The organism is Chromohalobacter sp. 11-W, from assembly GCF_029889905.1.
Taxonomy (GTDB): Bacteria; Pseudomonadota; Gammaproteobacteria; order Pseudomonadales; family Halomonadaceae; genus Chromohalobacter.
In genome coordinates this window covers 203651-223291 of the sequence record NZ_JARANZ010000005.1, presented here as the reverse complement: position 1 = coordinate 223291, position 19641 = coordinate 203651, and the positions used below count along the sequence as shown (strand labels likewise).

Genomic DNA, 19641 nt, shown 5'->3' with positions numbered 1-19641 from the left:
TTGTCATGCCACGGGTCTGTCACGGCAATGACGCGCTTTCCACGCTATCCTTGGTACTTGCTTATTTGCCTGATACATTGATCTGAGGCAATACATGCGGCATTGTATGTAACCCCGATGCCCCTGTTGGCGGTGACACTGCCGGTCGTCGAGCCCGTAATCAGCTCGCCCCCGAGAAAATCAGTGGAAGCAAGTCAGTCAAAAGCACGTTCGTCAAAGGACGTGCGTCAAAAGAAAGGAACCCAAGCCGATGTCCTCTCGAGAGCCGTCATCGCCGAAATTTCGGCTGCGTTTATTGCCGGTGTTGATCGCCGCCGCTGTTACCTCTCAGGCGCACGCCGCCGATTTGTGGACCATTACGCAGGACGCCCTGCAGAACAATTCCACTCTGGGTGCCTCGCGGTCGACCTTTCAGAGTGTCGAGGCCGGGCGTGACGTGGCGCGTGGTAGCTTGTTGCCGCAAATTGATGCAACCGCGCAGGTCGCGCATAACAACACGCTGGAGAGCCAGAGTTCATCGAGTGCTTTGGGAGGTGCCGGAACGGGAGGCACTGGGACGGGTTCCGAAAGCAGCTATAACTCGACCAGCGCCGGGATTGAATTGACCCAGGCGTTGTACGACGCCACGAGCTGGGCTGAGCTTGAAATCGCCAAACGCGAGACTGGTCAGCAAGCGCTTTTGCTTCAAGCCGATCGCCAGCAGTTGCTCTATGATGTCGCCTCGGCGTATTTCGAGATCTTGCGCGCCAATGACGTGCTCGAAGCGAGTATTTCCCAGGAGAAAGCGATCAAGCGCCAGCTCGACCAGGCGCAGGAGCAATTCGATGTCGGGCTAGTGGCAACCACCGATGTCAACGAGGCGCAGGCGTCTTACGATCTAGCCCGCTCCCAGCGTATTTCCGCCGAAAACGACCTGCAGGTCAGTTTCGAGGCGCTGGAACGTCTGACCGGTAAGCGTTACGACAGCATCGACGCCTTGTCGGACGATATTCCCATCGAGTCTCCCGAGCCGGCGGGGCGCGATAACTGGATTCAGATGGCAATCGCCAATAATCCCAATGTGCAGGCGGCGCAGGCCGCGGTGGATGTGTCTCAGGCGGAAGTCGAGCAGGCGGAAGCCGGCCATAAGCCGACGCTCTCGGCCTTTGCCAACTATAATTATTCGGATAGTGACCAGGACTATCTGGACGGCCACAACGCGGACACACAAGTCGGGCTCCAGGCCTCACTGCCTATCTACAGTGGCGGGACGACCAGCGCTCAGGTGCGTCAGCAGACCTACTCGCTAGAGGCCACGCAGTACGATTTCGAGGCCCAGCGTCGCGATACCACACAGCAGGTACGCTCGCTGTTCACGCAGGTCATGAACGATGTCGAAAGCGTCGAGGCCCAGCGGCAGGCGATCGTCTCCAACCGTAGCGCGCTGGAAGCGACGCGTTCCGGCTACGAGGTGGGGACCCGCAATATCGTCGATGTGCTCGACGCCGAGCAGGCCTTGTATCAAGCGGTGTCCGATTATGCCGATGCGCGTTATACCTACGTGACCGACATGGTAGAGCTGCGTCAGCAGGCCGGGGTGCTCGATCAGGGTGTGATTCGCGATCTCAACCAGTGGCTGCGGGAGAGTCAGACGGTGACGCTACGTCTACCCGAGGATGGCGGTATGAGCCAGATGGAAGACATCGGTGAGCGACCCACGATGGAGCAGTCGTCCACGCCCTGACGCGAGTTCGACAAGTGGCATTCGTGACGCCGCACCTTGGGTGCGGCGTTTTGCGTCGTGCCACGCACCACTGCCGTGGGCGAGGTAGAATAGGGCGCCTGTTATTGCCTTGTCAGAAGGAACGTTTGCCATGTCTCGGCCGTTAATCGCCGACATCGACCTGGGCGCTTTGCGCCAAAATTATCGTCTTGCCTGCGATCAAGCGCCGCACAGCCGTGCCATGGCGGTCCTCAAGGCGGGCGCCTACGGCCATGGTGCGGTAGAGTGCGCCAACGCCCTGGCCGATATGGCCCCTGCCTTCGCCGTCGCGAGTCTCGAGGAAGCGGTGGCGCTGCGCGACGCGGGCATCGTGCAACCGATCATGCTGCTGGAGGGATTCTTCGACGCCGAGGAGTTGCCGCTCATCGACGCGCATCGGCTCTGGATCGCCGTGCACAGTGACTGGCAGCTCGACGCCTTGCTGGCGTTTCAGCCTCGGACGCCGATTCCGACCTGGCTAAAGCTGGATTCCGGCATGCATCGCCTAGGGTTCGCGCCGGAGGCCTTCGTGTCGCGTTGGCAGCGCCTGAAGGCGGCGCCGGATCAGGTCACCGACCTGCATATGATGACGCACTTCGCCACCGCCGATGCGCTCGAGCCGGCGTATTTGTGCCGCCAGATGGCGTGTGTCGAGGCGCTGCGCGAGCAGCTTGAGGCGCCGGTGTGCCTCGCCAATTCGCCGGCCACGCTGGCCTGGCCGCAGACGCACGGTGCATGGACGCGTCCGGGCGTCATGCTCTATGGCAGTGACCCGCTGGAAGGCGCCAATGATGCCAGTCGCGCCCTCAAGCCGGTGATGACGTTGAGCTCCGAGATCATCGCGGTGCGTGAACTGAGCACGGGAGAAGCGGTCGGTTACGGCGGGCGTTGGCGGGCCCCGCGCCCCTCGCGCATTGGCGTGGTCGCATGTGGTTACGGTGATGGCTACGATCGCCACGCTCGGGATGGCACGCCGGTACTCGTCGAGGGGCAGCGTGTGCCGTTGGCCGGCAAGGTCTCCATGGACATGCTGACGGTCGACCTCACTGAGGTGCCCGAGGCGCGCATCGGTAGCCGGGTCGTGCTGTGGGGTGAAGGACTGCCCATCGATGAAGTGGCGCGTCACTGCGATACCATCAGCTATACGCTGATGACCGGTGTCTTGCCCCGCGTGCCACGCCGCTATCGGCTGGCCGACAGAGTGTGAAAATCCGCTACAATGAGCGGCGTTTCGATGCCCCGAGAGAGATATGGCCAAGCACGTATTTCCTGACAGTTTCGCCCATCCCCGCTATTGGCCCACCTGGCTTGCCATCGGACTGATGCGTCTCGGTGCCTGGCTGCCCTGGCGCCTCAAGATGGCGGTGGGGCGCCTCATCGGTCTGTGTGCCTGGCGCTTCGCGCGCAGTCGCCGACGCATTACCGAGACCAATCTGGCGTTATGCTTTCCCGAATTGAGCGAGGAGGAGCGGTCTCGGCTGGTACGTGAGACCTTCATCGCCAACGGCAAGGGCATTCTCGAGACTGCCACTGGCTGGTGCCGTGATCCCGAGCATTTGCGCCATCGCGTGACCTTCAAGGGCGAAGAGCACATGACTCAAGCCTTGGCGCAGGGCAAAGGGGCGTTAATCATTGGCGTGCATTTCTCGACCCTCGACCTCGGCGGTGCGCTGCATTCGCTGTTCTTTCCTGCGGACGTCGTCTACCGGGCGCATGACAACCCGCTATTCGAGCGCTTCATGACGCGTGCACGACGGCGTATCTTCGGGCGTGCCATCGACCGCCACGATCTGCGCGGCGTGGTGCGTCGTATCAAGGAAGGTCACGCCGTGTGGTACTCGCCGGATCAGGATTTCGGCCGTGATGCCAGCGTCTTCGCGCCCTTTTTCGGGGTCGAAGCTGCGACACTCAAATTGACGGCGAAGATTGCCCGTATGACGGGGGCGCCGGTGATGCCATTGATTTTTCATCGCAACCCCGGTGATGAGACGTACATGCTGGAATACCTGCCTGCGTTGGAGGGTTTTCCGAGCGGGGACGATGTTGCCGACGCCACACGCATCAATGGCCTCATCGAAGACGCCATTCGCCGCCACCCAGAGCAGTATCTATGGCTGCATCGGCGCTTCAAGACGCGGCCACGCGGTGAGACTTCGCTGTATTCGAAGTGACGGTGGCCGCGGGCGGTTCTCGCTTGACGTTGGGCGGATTACGGACAACCCTTGAGGCGTCTCTCATGGACAATGAGAGCCAGATAGACAACATCCAACGGAAGGAAATAACTCATGCTCAATTATGCGATCATTTTTCTGATCATCGCCGTCGTTGCAGGCGTTCTCGGCTTCGGCGGTATTGCCGGGGCCGCCGCGACCATCGCCAAGGTCTTGTTCTTCGTCTTCTTGGTGCTGTTCGTGGTAACGCTCATTCGTGGTCGGGGACGTTGACGGCGTCGGTTGGCGGCATTGCTTGAGAGAAGCCGTCTGGCAGCTTTAAGCGGTGTTCGCCGGCCTGCATGCGCCTAGCGATGAAATGGCGGTCAAGGGGATCCTTGGCCGCCTTTTTCAGTGCGTCGACGACACGGTCGGCGTGCGCTTGAATGACTGCCAGCGCCTCATCGTCGGCAAATAGCGAGAGGGTCTTCAAGGACTTGAGCAAGGCCAGAACGATGCTGATATCGTCGCGACCGTAATGCAGGATCGGGTTAAAGAGTCGATAGAGCAGACTCTCGAAGTCGTGGGTCGCCCAGCTCACTCTCAGTGTGCCGTTTCCATCGGTCAAGGCGTTGCTGGGGGCGATCTTCAGGCGTCGGCACAGCAGTTCAGTCAATTGATGCAGACACAGGCGAGCGGTGCCCGGATCATTGATCCCCGGTGACAGCGCCTTGATGGCAATTTCCATTAGCTGTGTCAGGCCATTGATATACAGATCCTTCATTGACTCCCCTTGCACATAGATCAGGGTCGCCAGCACCGCGTTATTGAACGCCTCGTCCGGCTCGTTGGCGATATCGATCTGGAAGAGCGGGAAACCTTCGACGGTGTAGTCGCCGAACATGAAATCGAGATGAATGACCGCATCGTGCTCCTCGGCGAGGTGCGCTAGCGTCTCTAGTTGAACGTTCTGCACATAACCGCTTCGCTGAGCGTGGATGACATGGCCATCGGCAGGCACTTCGAGGTTCGCGTATCGCTGCCAGTGGGGTTGCTGCTGCAGATTCTCCAGGCGCTGCATCGACGTGCGAGTAGACTGGTGCAAGCCTTGAAGAACGGCGTTGATCTGGACTGACTGAGAGGCGTTGTGGATGAAATAGACGAACAGCCCCAGGCAATGGATCACCATCAAAACCCCGAGATACCCGCCAAGTGAACGCCACAGGCTGGGTGTCCCCCCTTCGAAAGGCACCATCAGCAGAATCAGTATGAAGAGAATGGTCCCCAGGTAGTGGCCAAGCACCTTCTGGTGATGGCGTTCGGTGATCAGACCAAAGACCAGCTTGTGTGAAAAGTTGCCGCCGGCCTGAGACAGTACCGTCATGACCATCGAGAAACTGAACACTACCATCGATATCATCCCGGCGATCAGCGTCGAAAGCAGCGCTCGGGCCGTATCTGGGTCCTTGAAGTCGAGGTAGGTGAGAATCTCGGGCAGAGCGGATTCGGAGACCTGCGGCACGACGGCGATTAGCCCCAGGGCCAGATAAATCAGCGCCAGCAGGCAGGGGAGGTAAGCGATGCTCTGCCGAACGCGGTTGAACTGCTTGTAGGGCCAGGTAATCACGGCGATCATCACGTCATCCTTCAGCTGTGGCAAAATCCATTTTATCGACGCCAACCTCGTCTTCCGCGCCTTTCAGCCAAGCACTGATCGCGACATCGGCGAGCGGTGACGAGGTTAGGCAACGTCGATGAGAGAGCCGTGTTACATATCCATCAGCAATGTTCTGCTGATCACGCCCCGACGCTTTTCGACAGCGCGTAAAAAGCCCCGCTGCATTACACAGCGGGGCCTCGGTGCTACGACGCACTCGGGTCAAGCATCGATGCGCTTGTATTTCATGCGCTTGGGCGTGTCGCTGCCCACGCGCTGGCGATAGTCTTCCTCGTACTCGCTGTAGTTACCCTCGAAGAATACCACGCTGGAATCCCCTTCATAGGCGAGGATATGAGTGGCGATACGGTCGAGGAACCAACGGTCGTGCGAGATGACCAGCGCACAGCCGGGGAAGGCGAGCAGAGCCTCTTCCAAGGCACGCAGCGTCTCGATGTCGAGATCGTTGGACGGTTCGTCGAGCAGCAGGACGTTGGCGCCTTGCTTGAGGGTCTGTGCCAGTTGCAAGCGACCGCGCTCGCCCCCCGAGAGCTCCGATAGGCGTTTTTGCTGATCGTTGCCCTTGAAGTTGAAGCGCCCCACGTAGGCACGTGAGGACATCTCGTAGCCATTGATGCTGATCATGTCCTGACCGTCGGATACTGCTTCCCAGACGGTCTGCTTGTCGTCGAGATGATCGCGCAACTGCTCCACGTAGGCGATGTCCACGGTTTCGCCGGTCACGACCTCGCCGCTGTCGGGCTGTTCCATGCCGGCGATCAGCTTGAACAGCGTGGACTTGCCAGCGCCGTTGCCGCCGACGATGCCTACGATGGCACCCTTGGGCAGCTGGAACGAGAGGTTCTCGAACAGCAGCTTGTCGTCGAAGCGCTTGGCCACGTCGTGGAACTCGATGACCTTGTCACCTAGGCGCGGCCCGGGTGGAATGTAGATTTCGTTGGTCTCGTTGCGCTTCTGAAAATCACCCGATTGCATTTCCTCGAAACGGTTCAGGCGCGCCTTGCTCTTGGCCTGACGGCCCTTGGCGTTGCTGCGCACCCACTCGAGCTCCTGCTTGATCGCCTTGTTCTTGGAGGCTTCCTGCTTGGCCTCCTGCTCGAGGCGTTTTTCCTTCGATTCCAGCCACTGCGAGTAGTTGCCTTCGAAAGGGATGCCCTGGCCGCGGTCCAGCTCGAGAATCCAGCCGGCGACGTTGTCTAGGAAGTAGCGGTCGTGGGTAATCGCCACCACGGTGCCGGAGTAGTTGTGCAGGAAGCGCTCGAGCCAGGCCACCGATTCGGCATCCAGGTGGTTGGTCGGCTCGTCGAGCAGCAGCATGTCGGGGTTCGACAGCAGCAGCCGGCACAGCGCCACGCGACGACGCTCGCCGCCCGAGAGCACGCCGACCTTGGCGTCCCAGGGCGGCAGGCGCAGAGCCTCGGCGGCGACTTCCAGCTTGCGCTCGATGTTGTGCGCATCGGCAGCCTCGATCAGGTCCTCGAGACGTGCCTGCTCGGCGGCCAGGGCGTCGAAGTCGGCGTCCGGCTCGGCATAGGCGACATACACCGCCTCGAGTTGTGCCTGAGCTTCGGTGATCTCGCTCAAGGCTTCTTCGACCGTCTCACGGACGTTCTTGTCGTCGTCGAGCTCGGGCTCCTGAGGAAGATAGCCGATATTGATGCCCGGCATGGGGCGTGCTTCGCCGTTATATTCCTTGTCCACACCGGCCATGATCCGTAGCAGCGTGGATTTACCCGCGCCGTTGAGGCCGAGCACGCCGATCTTCGCGCCAGGGAAGAAAGAAAGCGAAATATCCTTGAGGATTTCATGCTTGGGCGGGACGATCTTGCCCACCCGATTCATGGTATAGACGTATTGCGCCATGGAATTCCGGTTTGGTTGGGAAGTGGATCACGAGTAACGATGATAGAGGGGGCGTGGCGTAAAGGCTAGCGCGATGAAATCACGTCTCCTCGCCGCGCGTCCCGTCGCTTGAAACTTTCTCTCAGGCTTGCCCGCGCTCGGCACGCAGACGCTCGAGCTCCTGCATCGCTTCGACACGCTCGGTGACATCCTTCTGCACGCCGACGAAGTAGGTCAGTTGGTCTTCATCGTCGTAGACAGGCGTGATCGAAAGTTCGTTCCAGAACATCGAGCCGTCCTTGCGATAGTTGCGCAAGACCTCCCGGCAGGGCCGTCCCTCGCGGATCGCCTGACGAATGTTATCCAACTGGGGCTGATCGTGGTCGCCGTTCTGGAGGAAGCGGCAGTCGCGATAGAGGATCTCGTCGACACTGTAGCCGGTGAGTCGTTCGAAGCCTTGGTTGGCATAGATCAGGATGGTTTCGTCGCCTTCCTGTTCGGCCACCACGATGCCATCGTCTGACGCGTTGACAATACGCTCAAGTAGCGCCGGGCTGATCATGGGAGGTCGTTTCATCGTCTCTGCGTTCCTTGGGACTGTCATGCACTCATCATGGCCATGCCGGGGGTGGATTTCAACGCGACGTATTACATCTCGACCTCCGGCAGGCGTTGGCTGGAGGCTGTTGCACCAAGGGCGCACAGTGCCAGGACCAGCAATAGCCCAGCGCTGCCGGTGAAGTGCGCGATGGCGCCCAGCAGCCCGCCCACTAGCAACATGAGGATCCCGGTGAAAGTATTGGAGAGCGCGACATACAAGGCACGCTTGTCGCTGCCTGCCATGTCGATCACGTAGGCCTTGCGCCCCAGGCGCACGCCGGCATGGGCGATGACGAGCAGCGCGTACACCAACGCATAAGGCCACACGCTGTCGCTCCAGGCGCCGGGCAGCCAGGCGATCAATGCCGCTGCCGCGCAGCACAACGCGGCAATCGCGGCGCTGTCGCGCATTACCTTACGGCTGGAGCGGTCTGCAAGCTTGCCCCATATAGGGCTGGCCAGCATACCCGCCAGGCCCGAGACCAGGATCATGATACCCAGACCACCGAGGTTGGAGCCGCTTTGTTGTTGTCCCAGCAGGGCGATATAAGGCAGCGCCAGCGCGCTGGAAAGCAGCAGTGCCCGCGCCATGTTGAAGTGCAGGAAGTGTCGGTCGGTACGCAGCAGGCGCAGGCCTTCACCGAGGCTGCTCCAGACATTCATGCCGCCTTCGGTGGCGCCGGGCTCTTCCTTGATGCGTGATGCCCAGAGAGCATTAAGCGCCCAGCCGAGCGTGGCGATGAGCAGCAGGATCGCCAGCGCAATCTGCCCCGGGCGGTCGCCGAACAGCATCAGCACAGCGCCCACGGCCAGTGTGATGGCGCCTGCGACGCTACCGCTCCATCCCATGAGCGTGCCTCGGCGTTGCTTGGAAATCGTCTTGCCCAGCACGTCCTTGGTGGCAATCGACGAGAGCCCGCGGCCGAGCGACAGCATCACCAAGGCCGCAAGAACGATGGCGCCGCCCCAGGCGCCCTGGCCGAACAGCGCCATGATAGCCATCACCAGCGCTGCGAGCGCTTGTACGATACCGCCGGTGACCCACACGCCCTTGCGAATTGCCTTGAGGCGAATGTAACCGGCAACGAACACTTGCGGCAGCAGGGCGCCGGCCTCGCGGATCGGGACCAGAAAGCCGACCATCCACACCGGCGCGCCGAGGGCGCCCAGCAGCCACGGCAATACCAGGCGGGCGCTGGAAAGCTCATCGGCGAGCTTGTTGCCCAGCGAGGCCAGTAAATGGCGCAGGAAGTTGCCGGGCTGTTCATGGCAGGCGGCGTCGGGAATATCCTTGCATAGCCGGCTGTCTTCGTCGCCGGTCAAGCGCTCGTAGAGCCGCGTCAGGGAGGAGGCGCGATCACTCATGCGTTTTGTCCTTACGTTGTGCTCTTACTAGGTTAAGCCCTTGCTGACTGGCTGGTCGCGACTGTGTGACTTGTTCGAGGGACGCGGTCACCGCATCATGGCCGCCCTATCCACCGACGGAGGCGCGTTCGCCATGTCCCGCATTCGCATCCATTATTGCACGCAATGTCACTGGTTGTTACGGGCCGGATGGTATGCCCAGGAACTGCTGCAGACCTTCGGTGAAGACCTCGAACAGGTTGCGCTGGCGCCCAGCCACGGTGGCCATTTCGAAATCGTCTACGATGACGACGTGATCTGGGAGCGCAAGCGCGACGGCGGCTTCCCCGATATAAAATGGCTCAAGCAGCAGGTGCGCGACCGACTCGATCCCGATCGAGATTTGGGACATACCGATCGCTAAAGCGTTACCACCAATGCTTGCGCTTGAGTAGCCACATCACGCCTAGCCCCATCACCAGGGTGAGCGTGATGAAGATGGCGAAACCGTAAGGGCTGTCGGCCCCGGGGATGCCGCCTACGTTGATGCCCAAGAGTCCGGTCAAAAAGCTCAAGGGCAGGAAAACGGTGGTGATGATGGCCAGCATGTACATGCGCTGGTTGAGTTGCTCGTTGTGCTCGCTCCAGATCTGCTCCTGAAGGATCAGCGCACGTTCTTGCATGGCACTGAAATCCTCGACGTAGCGCGAGAGCTGGTTGGCATTCTCGCGTAATGCGACCTGGGTCGTCTCATCGATCCACTGAGGGCTTTGGGCAAGCTGCGAAAGACAGTCGCGTTGCGGTCCCATGAAGCGACGCAGGGTGATGAAGGGGCGGCGCAGCCGGGTGAGATCATCGGCGTCGACATCACCCTTGGCGAGTTGCAATTCCTCGAGCTCGCCGAGGGCGTTATCGAGTTGGTGGGAATAGTCACCGACCTGATCCACCAGCGCCTCGACCAGCCAGGCGAGAAGATCGGGCACCGATAGTGCGCCTTCGCCGGCATCCAGGCGTTCACGGACATCGCTGGCTGCCTTCAGCGGACGGCGGCGCAGCGTGATCATGCGCTTGGGCGTCATCCACACACGCAGCGAAATCATGTCGTCCATGGCGGCGCCGGGGTTGTGGTTGACGCCACGCAGCGTGGTGACGATGCCGCGCCCGAACTTTGCCACGCGCGGACGCGTGTCTTCCTCGAGCAACGCCTCGACCACTGTCTCGTCGAGCTCGGCCAAATCGTTGAGATAGCTCGCAATATCGTCGTGGCGAAAGTCGAGATGCATCCATACAGGGGCCTCATCGCTGGCCCAGGCGGCCTGCAACTCGCTCACGCTCAATAATTCACCGCCACCTTGACCGTTCAACCGGTAGGCGGCCACCAGTGCGGTGTCCATGTCACTCATCGGGATCTCCTTGTCGACGATTAGCACTGCACGGTCAGCATAAGTGAAATAGTCATCGCTGATATGCGTAAAATCAACCAGGTGGAGCAGGTGGAGGACGTCGCTTTGGCCATGCGAACGCATTAGGCTGGGCGTTATCACGTACCGAGAGATACGCATTCACTGGGAGGCGCATGACAGGGGATCGTCGAGCAATCGCATTTGGCCTGGTCGCGGTAGGGTTATGGTCGACCGTGGCGACGGCTTTCAAGCTGGCTTTGGAAACAATGCGTCCCGTCGAGCTGATGTGGCTGGCGGCGCTGGTCTCCTGGGCATTGATCGGGGGGCTGGTCATCGCTCAGGGACGCGCCCACGAGGCGCTCACTCGCGGCTGGCGTACCGCACTCTGGGCGGGCATGATGAATCCCGTGGCCTATTATCTGGTGTTGTTCGCCGCCTACGACCGCTTACCGGGACAGGAGGCGATGGCGCTCAACTATACATGGGCGCTGACCATGGCCTTGCTGGCCGTGCCGCTGCTCAAGCAGCGCCTGACGCCGATGGATATCGTCGCGGGTCTCGTTGCCTATGCCGGCGTGTGGACGATCGCCACACGCGGCCATGTGTGGCAGGTGGCGTTCGCCGATGGCCTGGGTGTCGCGCTGGCGCTGGTATCAACGTTGATCTGGGCGTTCTATTGGCTGTTCAATGCCCGCGATGCGCGTGCGCCGCTGGTTGCCCAATGGCAGAACTTCAGTGTCGGCATCCCCGTATTGACGGCAATCGTGTGGCTGGGCCCGGGCTTTGAGTGGCATGGTTGGCCGTCGCTGGGCGCGGGCATCTATGTCGGCTTGTTCGAAATGGGCTTTGCGTTCGTCTTCTGGCAACTGGCGGTCCACCAGGTCTCGCGCACCGCCAAGGTTGCCAATCTGATCTTCCTGTCGCCGCCCATCTCGCTGTTGCTGCTGTATTGGGTGGTTGGCGAACCGATCCTGACTTCCACACTGGTGGGGTTGGTGCTGATTCTCGCCGGGCTGGCGCTGCAACAGTTGCAGAAAACGCCAGCACCGCGAGAAGTGTGAAGGGCTCTAATCATTCGTCGTTGTCGAGGCTTTTTCCAGCATAGGCGCGAGGCCTTGCCACACATTGTCGAGGATAGTGGGCTGCGCTTCGGCGGTGGGGTGAATGCCGTCGTCCTGCATCATGGCATCTTGTAGGGCGATACCGTCGAGAATGAAGGGCACCAGGGGGATGGCGTATTCTTCACTGAGCTGCCGGAAGACGCCGCGAAAGGCATCGGTGTAAGAGGCGCCGTAATTCGGCGGTATTTCGATGCCCAGCAGTAGGACGCGCGCGTCGGCTGCCTGGCTTTTTTCGATCATGTCACGCAAATTGAGCTTCATCTGCTGCGGTGAAAGCCCGCGCAGGCCGTCGTTACCGCCCAGTTCTAGCAGCACGATGTCCGGTGCGTGGCGCTCGAGCAGTTCCGGCAGGCGTGCCGCGCCGCTCGAGGTGGTGTCGCCACTGATGCTGGCATTGATGACCTGGTGCTGACTGCCCAGGCGTTGTCGAAGCAAGTTGACCCAGCCTGCGTCGCGCTCGATGCCGTGGGCCGCGCTCAGGCTATCGCCGACCACTAGCAGGGTAGCGGCGCGAGCATTCACGGCATGTCCCGCAGCGAAGCACAACACGGCGACCATCAGGACGCGCATGCCTCCGCGTATCCAGGAAGAGGAATTCTCACGCATGTCCGACGACTCCTTGAGTGAAGCTAAAACTCCCATTTTACACGCAAGTCACGTCGCGCAGCGCGTGCGCAGCGGTGAGCGTGTACTGACAATTCTCGACGACTTGGCGTTGGACGTCCATGGCGGCGAAAGCGTGGCCATCTTGGGTAGCTCCGGATCGGGCAAGTCGACCCTGCTAGGTTTGCTGGCGGGGCTGGATACGCCCAGTGAAGGCGATATCCAGTTATTCGGTGAATCGCTGAACACTCTGGACGAGGACGGCCGGGCGCGGCTGCGTGCCGGGCAAGTGGGATTCGTGTTTCAGAACTTTCAACTCCTGCCGACTCTGACGGCGCTGGAAAACGTCCTGCTGCCCCAGGAGCTTTCGCCCTCGGGCGACGACGAGCAACGCGCGCGAACCTGGTTGACGAGGGTCGGACTCGGCGAGCGGCTTGGCCACCTGCCCAAGCAACTCTCCGGCGGTGAGCAGCAACGCGTGGCGGTAGCGCGTGCCTTCGTCAGCCATCCCAGGCTGGTCTTCGCCGACGAGCCCACCGGCAATCTCGACCGAGCCACGGGGGCGCATATCATCGACTTGCTGTTCGAACTCAATCAGGAAATGGGCACGACCTTGATATTGGTCACGCACGATCATGCTCTGGCGCGACGCTGTGGGCGTTGTCTGCGCCTTGAAGAGGGGCGCCTGCAGGCCATGAGTCACGACGAGGTGGCCTCGTGAAGGCGCTCTCGCTGTCGCTCAAGGGATTGTGGCGTGATCTTCGCGCCGCCGATGTGCGGGCGCTGTTCGTGGCGCTGGCGCTGGCGGTGGCGGCCTCGACGATGATCGGTTTCTTCCTGGATCGTCTCGACCGGGGGCTGACCCGACAGGCCGGGCAGTTGATGGGCGGCGATTTGGTGCTCGAGCAGAGCGACCCTTTCTCCGAGGAACTTCGTCAGACGCTGCGCGGTGCTGGGCTGACGCTCTCGCAGCAGGTCGACCTGATTTCGATGGTCAGTCGCGACGATGCCTTTCAACCGGCCAGTCTCAAGGTCGTCGACGCCGCTTATCCGTTGTATGGGCAAGTGCGCGTCGATCGTGGCGAAGGCCTCGAAATGCTGGCTCACGGCCCCGCGCCTGGCAGCGTGTGGGTGGCGCCGCGTCTGGCGCGGTTGATGGAACTCGATATCGGTGACTCGCTCGCGATAGGCGACAGCACGCTCACTGTAAGCGGCCTGATCGAGCGCGAGCCGGATCAGAGCGCGGGATTCTCGGCCTTCAATCCACGCGTGATGATGCACCGCGATGACCTGGCGGCGACCGACCTGGTGCAGCCCGGCTCGCGGCTCGAATACGAACTGCTGGCCCAGGGGCCGCCCGAAGCCGTGGCGCGCGTGCAGTCGCGTCTGGAGAGACTGCGCGACAATGGTGTCGAGGTGCGCGACGTGCGCGAGGATCGTCCTCGGCTAGGCGGTGCGCTGGATCGCGCCCAGCGCTACTTGAGCCTATCGGGACTGGCTGCAGTATTGCTGGCGGGGGTGGCGGTGGCCATGGCCACGCGCCGCTATGTCGATCGCCATTTGGATACTGCGGCGTTGTTGCGCTGTTTCGGCGCCTCTCAGCGACAACTGGTGACATTGTTTGCTTTGCAGCTCGCCTGGCTGGCATTGGCGGCTGCGGTGGTGGGGGCGCTGTTGGGCTTGCTGGGGCAGGCAGGCTTGCTGGTGATTCTGACGAATTTTCTACCCCTCGAACTGCCGCCGCCGGGGCCGTTGCCATTACTGATGGGAGTGCTGACCGCACTGGCGGTTCTAATCGGCTTCGCCGGCCCCACCTTGTTGCGTCTCAAGCGGGTGAGCGCGCTCAAGGTGCTGCGCCGCGAACTCGATCCCGTGCCCATGGCCGGTTGGGCCGTGGTCGTCATCGCCAGTGGCGTTTTCGGTGCTTTGCTGTGGTTGTATTCGGGCGATTTCACGCTCTCGCTGGGGCTTTTGATCGGCGGCGAACTGGCGTTGGCGGCCCTGTGGTTATTGGGCCACGGGCTGCTCTCGGGGCTGCTGCGGCTAGTGCGAGGCGTCGCCGGCGAGCGCCGCCACGGCGCGCGGCACGCTTGGCGTCTCGGCGCACGACAATTGGCCCGCCGCCGATATGCCAGCTTGGGGCAGTTGCTGGCCTTTTCGGTCACCTTCGCCGCCATGGCGATCATCGCCCTGGTGCGCGGCGATCTGGTGACCGCCTGGGAATCGCAGTTGCCCGAGGATACGCCCAACTACTTTGCCATCAATATCCAGCCGGCCGAGCGCGAAGGCTTTCGACAGATCGTCGAGGGGGCCAGCGATACGCGTAGTGCCCTGTATCCCATCGTACGTGGGCGGCTGGTCGCCATCGATGGCGACGCCGCAGAGGACGCCGTACCGGCCGATCAACGTGACGCCAATGTGCTGCGCCGTGAGCTCAATCTAACGTGGCGCGAGACACTGCCCGAGGGCAACCGCATCGTCGCCGGCGAATGGTTCGATGCGGAGGCGCCTGCCGAAAACGGCCGCCCGGTGCCGATCTCCATGGAACAGGAGCTGGCCAAGCGCCTGGGCGTGACGCTTGGTGAGGTGCTGCGGTTCGACATCGGCGGTGAAACGGTCGAGGGACGCGTCACCAGCCTGCGCAGTCTCGACTGGGAAAGCTTCCGACCCAACTTCTTCGTCATCTTTCCCCCGGGGACGCTTGAGCGCTTCAGCCATAGCTATATCACGGCGTTCCACCTGGAGGATGAGCGCCAGACGGTCATCGGTAAGCTGGTATCACGCTATCCCGGCGTCTCGCTGCTCAATGTCGACGCGATTCTCGAGCAAGTCCGCGAGTTGCTGGGGCAAGTGACGCGAGCCATCGAACTGGTACTGGTATTCGTGTTGTTGGCGGGAATCAGCGTGCTCTATGCCGCGCTCACCGCGAGCCGCCCGATGCGCGCGCACGAAAGCGCTCTGCTGCGTGTGTTCGGCGCCGGCGATCGGATGATCGCTCAGGTTCAAGGTGCTGAATTCGCACTGCTGGGGATTGCCAGCGGCCTGCTGGGCGCATTGCTGGCGGAAGCGGCGGCGCTGGGTGTCTACCTGATGTGGTTCGATCTACCGCCGCGTTTACATTGGCCACTGTGGGTCGTGATGCCCTTGGGCGGTGGGCTGCTCATCGGAGGCATCGGCCATCTGTTGACCCGTCAGGTACGTCGTCAAGCGCCCATGGAAAGTCTGCGGCTGTTGGGGGAAACCTGAACCCAGCGTATAAGTTGGGGGCGTTGATACACGCGACACGCAAGAAGCCCCGCTGAGGATCGCTTGATCGTTCGGCGGGGAGGACCAAACTTGCAGGGCATTGTCGGTAAGCGGGCATCCATGCCCCATGCATTCCTTCCACTCGGCGACGAACTGCCGACGAGCAGCGCCACTGTAGCGTTCAAAGGCGAGGCGCAGAAGATGAGTTCGCTCATCGCCACGTGCGGTTTTGGTCATCGCGCACGTGCTTGAGCGATCCTAAAGCGACCATGAGAAATCATGCAGCGACGGATGACTGCCTTTCATATGAAAGGCATCGCGCGCTGCGCTATCATGGCCCTTCGTTGACCCCGTGCGGCGCCCGCCGCGCAGACCTTCCGTGATTCGAGGACTCTCGCCGATGTTCACCCGTGACATGCAGATTGCCGGTTTCGATGATGCCCTGTGGGACGCCATGCAGCAGGAGGTGGGCCGTCAGGAAGCGCACATCGAGCTGATCGCCTCCGAGAACTATGCTAGCCCGCGCGTCATGCAGGCGCAGGGTACGCAACTGACCAACAAGTACGCGGAAGGTTACCCCGGCAAGCGTTATTACGGCGGTTGCGAGCACGTCGATGTCGTCGAGCAGATGGCCATCGACTACGCCAAGGAATTATTCGACGCGACCTACGCTAACGTTCAGCCGCATTCCGGCTCCCAGGCCAACGGCGCGGTGTTTCAGGCGTTGGTCAAGCCCGGCGATACCGTGCTGGGCATGAGTCTCGACGCGGGTGGTCACCTGACCCACGGTGCCAAGCCGAACTTCTCCGGCAAGCATTACAACGCCGTGCAGTACGGCCTCGATGACAACGGCCTGATCGATTACGACCAGGTCGCCAGTCTGGCGCGTGAGCACCAGCCGAAGATGATCATTGCCGGCTTTTCCGCCTATTCACAGATCATCGACTGGGCCAAGTTCCGTGAAATCGCCGACGAGGTGGGGGCTTACCTGCTCGTCGACATGGCGCATATCGCGGGTTTGGTCGCGGCGGGTGTCTATCCCAGCCCCTTGCCTCATGCGCATGTGGTCACGACCACCACGCACAAGACCCTGCGTGGACCGCGTGGCGGCTTGATTCTCTCCGCCGAAAACGACGCCGAGATCGAGAAGAAATTCCAGTCCGCCGTCTTCCCCGGTAGCCAGGGCGGCCCTTTGATGCATGTCATCGCCGCCAAGGCGATCTGCTTCAAGGAAGCCATGGAGCCCGACTTCAAGGCCTACCAGCAGCAGGTAGTGATCAACGCCAAGGCCATGGCCAGCGTGTTCATCGAGCGCGACTATGACGTCGTATCCGGCGGCACCGAGGACCACCTCTTCCTGCTCTCGCTGGTCAAGCAGGGCCTGACCGGCAAGGATGCCGATGCCGCCCTGGGCCGCGCCCACATCACCGTCAACAAGAACGCCGTGCCGGGCGACCCGCAGAGCCCGTTCGTCACCTCAGGGCTGCGCATCGGCACGCCGGCCGTGACCACCCGTGGCTTCGGTGAGAGTGAATGCGCCGACCTCGCTGGCTGGATCTGCGATATTCTCGATGCCATGCAAAAGGGCGATACCGCGCAAGCGGAAGCCGACGTCAAGGCCAAGGTCGAGGCCATCTGCGCGCGGTTGCCGGTGTATCGTTAAACCGTGATGGCCTCCTGACGGAGGGCGAGTCCTGATGAGATCCCCCGCTTTTCGTGATGCTGCGAAGCGGGGGATTTTCTTTTCTCGCCACGGGTAAGTGGTATTCTTTTACTGATGAAAGCGAGCCTGTTTCCTCGCCATACGGGACTCTGCCTCTCGGTGTGCATGTCGCTATTCCCCGTTAGCACTAAGGTCTAAGAGCAATACGGCCGAAAATGCTGGAAGCTATGTCGGACATAGAGGTAAATTTGTCCAACAAGGCAGGCGGAGCCGTTTATGCGCCCCTCTTCACTTTCAGGTACCACGGCCCGACCCGATATCGCCGAGTCGTTGGCCGAGGCGATTTTCAGTGGCCGTTATGCACCCGGTGACTTGATCCCCCGCGAGCTGGATCTTTGCGAGACGTATGGCGTCAGCCGAAGCACGGTGCGTAGCGTCTTGCAGAACTTGGTATCGGCAGGGCTTTTGGTGCGGATCTCAGGTCAGGGCACTCGGGTGCGTGAGCTAACCCAGTGGCACATGCTCGATCCGCGAGTGACCGAGTGGATGGCGCGCTATGCCGAGCCCAATCCGCGCTTCCAACGTGAAATCTATGCGTTCCGTGTGGCTGTCGAGCCGTTCGTGGCGTATCTGGCGGCCACCGCTGCCACGGCGACCGATCTGCTGGCAATCGAGCAGGCCTACGAGGGCATGATGCGCAGCCTCGATACGCCCGATCATTGCTGGGAAGGGCGCTCGCACGATGATTATGACGTGGCCTTCCATGAGGCGATTTTCGCTGCGACGCACAATGTGGTGTGGACGCAGCTCAGTCATGTGCTGCGGCCCACGATTACGGTGCTGGTCCAGCGCTCCAACCAGAGCGCCGATGAGCTCGCCGATAGCATGGAACGCCACCGCAAGGTGATGGAGGCGATTCGCTTGCGTCAGCCGGCGCGGGCGCAAGCCTGTGCCTTGGCGGTTCTCGAGCGTACCGGACAGGATCTGGGTATCGCCGAAATCCCGGCGGACTTACCTTCATTATCCCCGCTTGGCGGCGCCACTTCTGACGAGCGCTGAGCGAGTCATCATTTTGCATCGACAAGGAGACCTCTCGTGAAGATTACCCAGCTCAAGACCTGGCAAGTACCGCCGCGTTGGCTGTTCCTCAAGATCGAGACCGATGAAGGGTGCTATGGCTGGGGCGAGCCGGTCGTGGAAGGGCGCGCGGCTACCGTCGAGGCGGCGGTGCACGAACTCGCCGACTATCTGGTCGGCCAGGACCCACACCGTATCGAATACCTTTGGGACACGATGTACCGCGCGGGTTTCTATCGCGGTGGCCCGATCCTGATGAGTGCCATCGCCGGGATCGACCAGGCGCTGTGGGACCTCAAGGGTCGCGATCTCGGCGTGCCCGTCTATCAGCTACTGGGCGGCAAGGTGCGCGACAAGATGCGCATGTATGCCTGGACCGGTGGTGATCGTCCCAGCGATGTGGGGGCTGGCGCCAAGGCCTTGGTCGACAAGGGGTTCACGGCATTCAAGATGAATGGCACGCCGGAAATGCAGATCGTCGATTCGCACCGCAAGATCGACGAGGCTGTGGCGCGGGTCGCCGAAGCGCGCGAGGTGGTAGGGCCGGACGTGGGCATCGCCATCGACTTTCACGGTCGCGTGCATCGTCCCATGGCCAAGGTGCTGATGCGCGAATTGGAGCCCTACCACCCGATGTTCGTCGAGGAGCCGGTACTGCCTGAGCATCTGCCCAGTCTCAAGCACATTGCTGGCGGCCTGGGTTATCCCATTGCGACCGGCGAGCGCTTACATACCCGCTATCAGTTCCGCGACCTGCTGGCCGAAGGCATGGTGGATATCATCCAGCCCGATCTCTCGCACTGCGGCGGCATCAGTGAGGGCATGAAGATTGCCTCGCTGGCGTCGTGTCACGATGTCGCGCTGGCGCCGCATTGCCCGCTGGGGCCGTTGACGCTGGCTGCTTCGCTGCATGTGGATGCGGTGAACCACAATGCGTTCATCCAGGAGCAGAGCATGGGCATCCACTACAATCGTGATAACGATGTACTGGATTACCTGGTCGACAAATCCGCGCTGGCCATTACCGATGGCTTCTGCGCGATTCCCGAAGGGCCCGGCCTGGGAGTCGAGATCGACGAGCAATTCGTCGAGGAGCGCGCCAAGGTGGGGCATCGTTGGCGCAACCCTGTGTGGACGCACGAGGATGGGTCGATAGCGGAGTGGTAAAGGAGG

General features: G+C 61.5%; 17 protein-coding genes. 11 read left to right on the top strand and 6 right to left on the bottom strand.

Annotated elements, in window-relative coordinates; genetic code table 11:
• Nucleotides 1–250 precede the first annotated feature (250 nt).
• From OP494_RS09195 to OP494_RS09180, 4 genes are all read left to right on the top strand, one after another.
• A complete protein-coding gene (locus OP494_RS09195; protein WP_280540433.1) occupies nt 251–1723 on the top strand; it encodes a TolC family outer membrane protein in 1473 nt (490 codons plus the stop codon).
• Nucleotides 1724–1853: 130 nt separating this feature from the next.
• Complete coding sequence (alr, locus tag OP494_RS09190) at nt 1854–2948, top strand: alanine racemase (RefSeq protein WP_280540432.1); 1095 nt, start codon at nt 1854–1856, stop codon at nt 2946–2948.
• A gap of 43 nt (nt 2949–2991) precedes the next feature.
• A complete protein-coding gene (gene lpxL, locus OP494_RS09185; protein ID WP_280540431.1) occupies nt 2992–3912 on the top strand; it encodes an LpxL/LpxP family Kdo(2)-lipid IV(A) lauroyl/palmitoleoyl acyltransferase in 921 nt (306 codons plus the stop codon).
• Nucleotides 3913–4026: 114 nt separating this feature from the next.
• Nucleotides 4027–4185, top strand: coding sequence for a DUF1328 family protein (locus tag OP494_RS09180; protein ID WP_075368045.1), 159 nt, complete (start codon nt 4027–4029; stop codon nt 4183–4185).
• Here the strand turns inward: OP494_RS09180 and OP494_RS09175 are convergent.
• From OP494_RS09175 to OP494_RS09160, 4 genes are all read right to left on the bottom strand, one after another.
• Nucleotides 4163–5527 (bottom strand): DUF2254 domain-containing protein, encoded by a 1365-nt coding sequence (locus OP494_RS09175; RefSeq protein WP_280540430.1) that lies wholly within the window; start codon nt 5525–5527, stop codon nt 4163–4165. The genes OP494_RS09180 and OP494_RS09175 overlap by 23 nt on opposite strands.
• Nucleotides 5528–5770: 243 nt before the next feature.
• Nucleotides 5771–7432: an energy-dependent translational throttle protein EttA gene (ettA, locus tag OP494_RS09170; protein ID WP_280540429.1), complete on the bottom strand. Its 1662-nt coding sequence runs from the start codon at nt 7430–7432 to the stop codon at nt 5771–5773.
• A gap of 121 nt (nt 7433–7553) precedes the next feature.
• The gene (locus OP494_RS09165; RefSeq protein WP_280540428.1) at nt 7554–7988 is read right to left on the bottom strand and encodes a PAS domain-containing protein; all 435 of its coding nucleotides are present in this window, start codon (nt 7986–7988) and stop codon (nt 7554–7556) included.
• Nucleotides 7989–8059: 71 nt separating this feature from the next.
• The gene (locus OP494_RS09160) at nt 8060–9376 is read right to left on the bottom strand and encodes an MFS transporter (protein ID WP_280540427.1); all 1317 of its coding nucleotides are present in this window, start codon (nt 9374–9376) and stop codon (nt 8060–8062) included.
• A 133-nt stretch (nt 9377–9509) separates the two neighbouring features.
• Between OP494_RS09160 and OP494_RS09155 the strand changes: the two genes are divergently transcribed.
• Nucleotides 9510–9779, top strand: a complete 270-nt coding sequence (locus OP494_RS09155) for a SelT/SelW/SelH family protein (RefSeq protein ID WP_280540426.1) — start codon at nt 9510–9512, stop codon at nt 9777–9779.
• A gap of 4 nt (nt 9780–9783) precedes the next feature.
• Here the strand turns inward: OP494_RS09155 and OP494_RS09150 are convergent, their stop codons facing one another.
• Nucleotides 9784–10758 carry a zinc transporter ZntB gene (locus OP494_RS09150; protein ID WP_280540425.1) on the bottom strand — a complete coding sequence of 325 codons (975 nt, stop codon included), beginning with the start codon at nt 10756–10758 and terminating at the stop codon, nt 9784–9786.
• 173 nt (nt 10759–10931) lie between these two features.
• Here OP494_RS09150 and OP494_RS09145 point away from each other — a divergent pair, with 173 nt between their 5' ends.
• Nucleotides 10932–11819, top strand: a complete 888-nt coding sequence (locus tag OP494_RS09145; protein ID WP_280540424.1) for a DMT family transporter — start codon at nt 10932–10934, stop codon at nt 11817–11819.
• Nucleotides 11820–11825: 6 nt separating this feature from the next.
• Here OP494_RS09145 and OP494_RS09140 read toward each other — a convergent pair whose 3' ends face one another.
• Nucleotides 11826–12437, bottom strand: a complete 612-nt coding sequence (locus OP494_RS09140; protein WP_280540512.1) for an arylesterase — start codon at nt 12435–12437, stop codon at nt 11826–11828.
• 46 nt (nt 12438–12483) lie between these two features.
• Here OP494_RS09140 and OP494_RS09135 point away from each other — a divergent pair, with 46 nt between their 5' ends.
• The 5 genes from OP494_RS09135 (at nt 12484) to dgoD (ending at nt 19635) form a co-directional block, all read left to right on the top strand.
• On the top strand, nt 12484–13203 hold the full coding sequence (locus OP494_RS09135; RefSeq protein WP_280540423.1) for an ABC transporter ATP-binding protein: 720 nt from the start codon (nt 12484–12486) through the stop codon (nt 13201–13203).
• Nucleotides 13200–15728: an FtsX-like permease family protein gene (locus OP494_RS09130; RefSeq protein WP_280540422.1), complete on the top strand. Its 2529-nt coding sequence runs from the start codon at nt 13200–13202 to the stop codon at nt 15726–15728. Before OP494_RS09135 ends, OP494_RS09130 begins: the two co-directional genes overlap by 4 nt.
• Nucleotides 15729–16128: 400 nt before the next feature.
• Nucleotides 16129–17391: a serine hydroxymethyltransferase gene (glyA, locus tag OP494_RS09125; RefSeq protein WP_280540421.1), complete on the top strand. Its 1263-nt coding sequence runs from the start codon at nt 16129–16131 to the stop codon at nt 17389–17391.
• A gap of 276 nt (nt 17392–17667) precedes the next feature.
• On the top strand, nt 17668–18450 hold the full coding sequence (locus OP494_RS09120) for an FCD domain-containing protein (protein WP_280540420.1): 783 nt from the start codon (nt 17668–17670) through the stop codon (nt 18448–18450).
• A 36-nt stretch (nt 18451–18486) separates the two neighbouring features.
• A complete protein-coding gene (gene dgoD, locus OP494_RS09115) occupies nt 18487–19635 on the top strand; it encodes a galactonate dehydratase (protein ID WP_280540419.1) in 1149 nt (382 codons plus the stop codon).
• The last annotated feature ends 6 nt before the right edge of the window (nt 19636–19641 follow it).

Coding starts and splice junctions, on each gene's coding strand:
- OP494_RS09195 (WP_280540433.1), top strand. CDS start 251: ATGTCCTCTCGAGAGCCGTCATCGCCGAAATTTCGGCTGCGTTTATTG.
- alr (WP_280540432.1), top strand. CDS start 1,854: ATGTCTCGGCCGTTAATCGCCGACATCGACCTGGGCGCTTTGCGCCAA.
- lpxL (WP_280540431.1), top strand. CDS start 2,992: ATGGCCAAGCACGTATTTCCTGACAGTTTCGCCCATCCCCGCTATTGG.
- OP494_RS09180 (WP_075368045.1), top strand. CDS start 4,027: ATGCTCAATTATGCGATCATTTTTCTGATCATCGCCGTCGTTGCAGGC.
- OP494_RS09175 (WP_280540430.1), bottom strand. CDS start 5,527: ATGATCGCCGTGATTACCTGGCCCTACAAGCAGTTCAACCGCGTTCGG.
- ettA (WP_280540429.1), bottom strand. CDS start 7,432: ATGGCGCAATACGTCTATACCATGAATCGGGTGGGCAAGATCGTCCCG.
- OP494_RS09165 (WP_280540428.1), bottom strand. CDS start 7,988: ATGAAACGACCTCCCATGATCAGCCCGGCGCTACTTGAGCGTATTGTC.
- OP494_RS09160 (WP_280540427.1), bottom strand. CDS start 9,376: ATGAGTGATCGCGCCTCCTCCCTGACGCGGCTCTACGAGCGCTTGACC.
- OP494_RS09155 (WP_280540426.1), top strand. CDS start 9,510: ATGTCCCGCATTCGCATCCATTATTGCACGCAATGTCACTGGTTGTTA.
- OP494_RS09150 (WP_280540425.1), bottom strand. CDS start 10,758: ATGAGTGACATGGACACCGCACTGGTGGCCGCCTACCGGTTGAACGGT.
- OP494_RS09145 (WP_280540424.1), top strand. CDS start 10,932: ATGACAGGGGATCGTCGAGCAATCGCATTTGGCCTGGTCGCGGTAGGG.
- OP494_RS09140 (WP_280540512.1), bottom strand. CDS start 12,437: ATGGTCGCCGTGTTGTGCTTCGCTGCGGGACATGCCGTGAATGCTCGC.
- OP494_RS09135 (WP_280540423.1), top strand. CDS start 12,484: ATGTCCGACGACTCCTTGAGTGAAGCTAAAACTCCCATTTTACACGCA.
- glyA (WP_280540421.1), top strand. CDS start 16,129: ATGTTCACCCGTGACATGCAGATTGCCGGTTTCGATGATGCCCTGTGG.
- OP494_RS09120 (WP_280540420.1), top strand. CDS start 17,668: ATGCGCCCCTCTTCACTTTCAGGTACCACGGCCCGACCCGATATCGCC.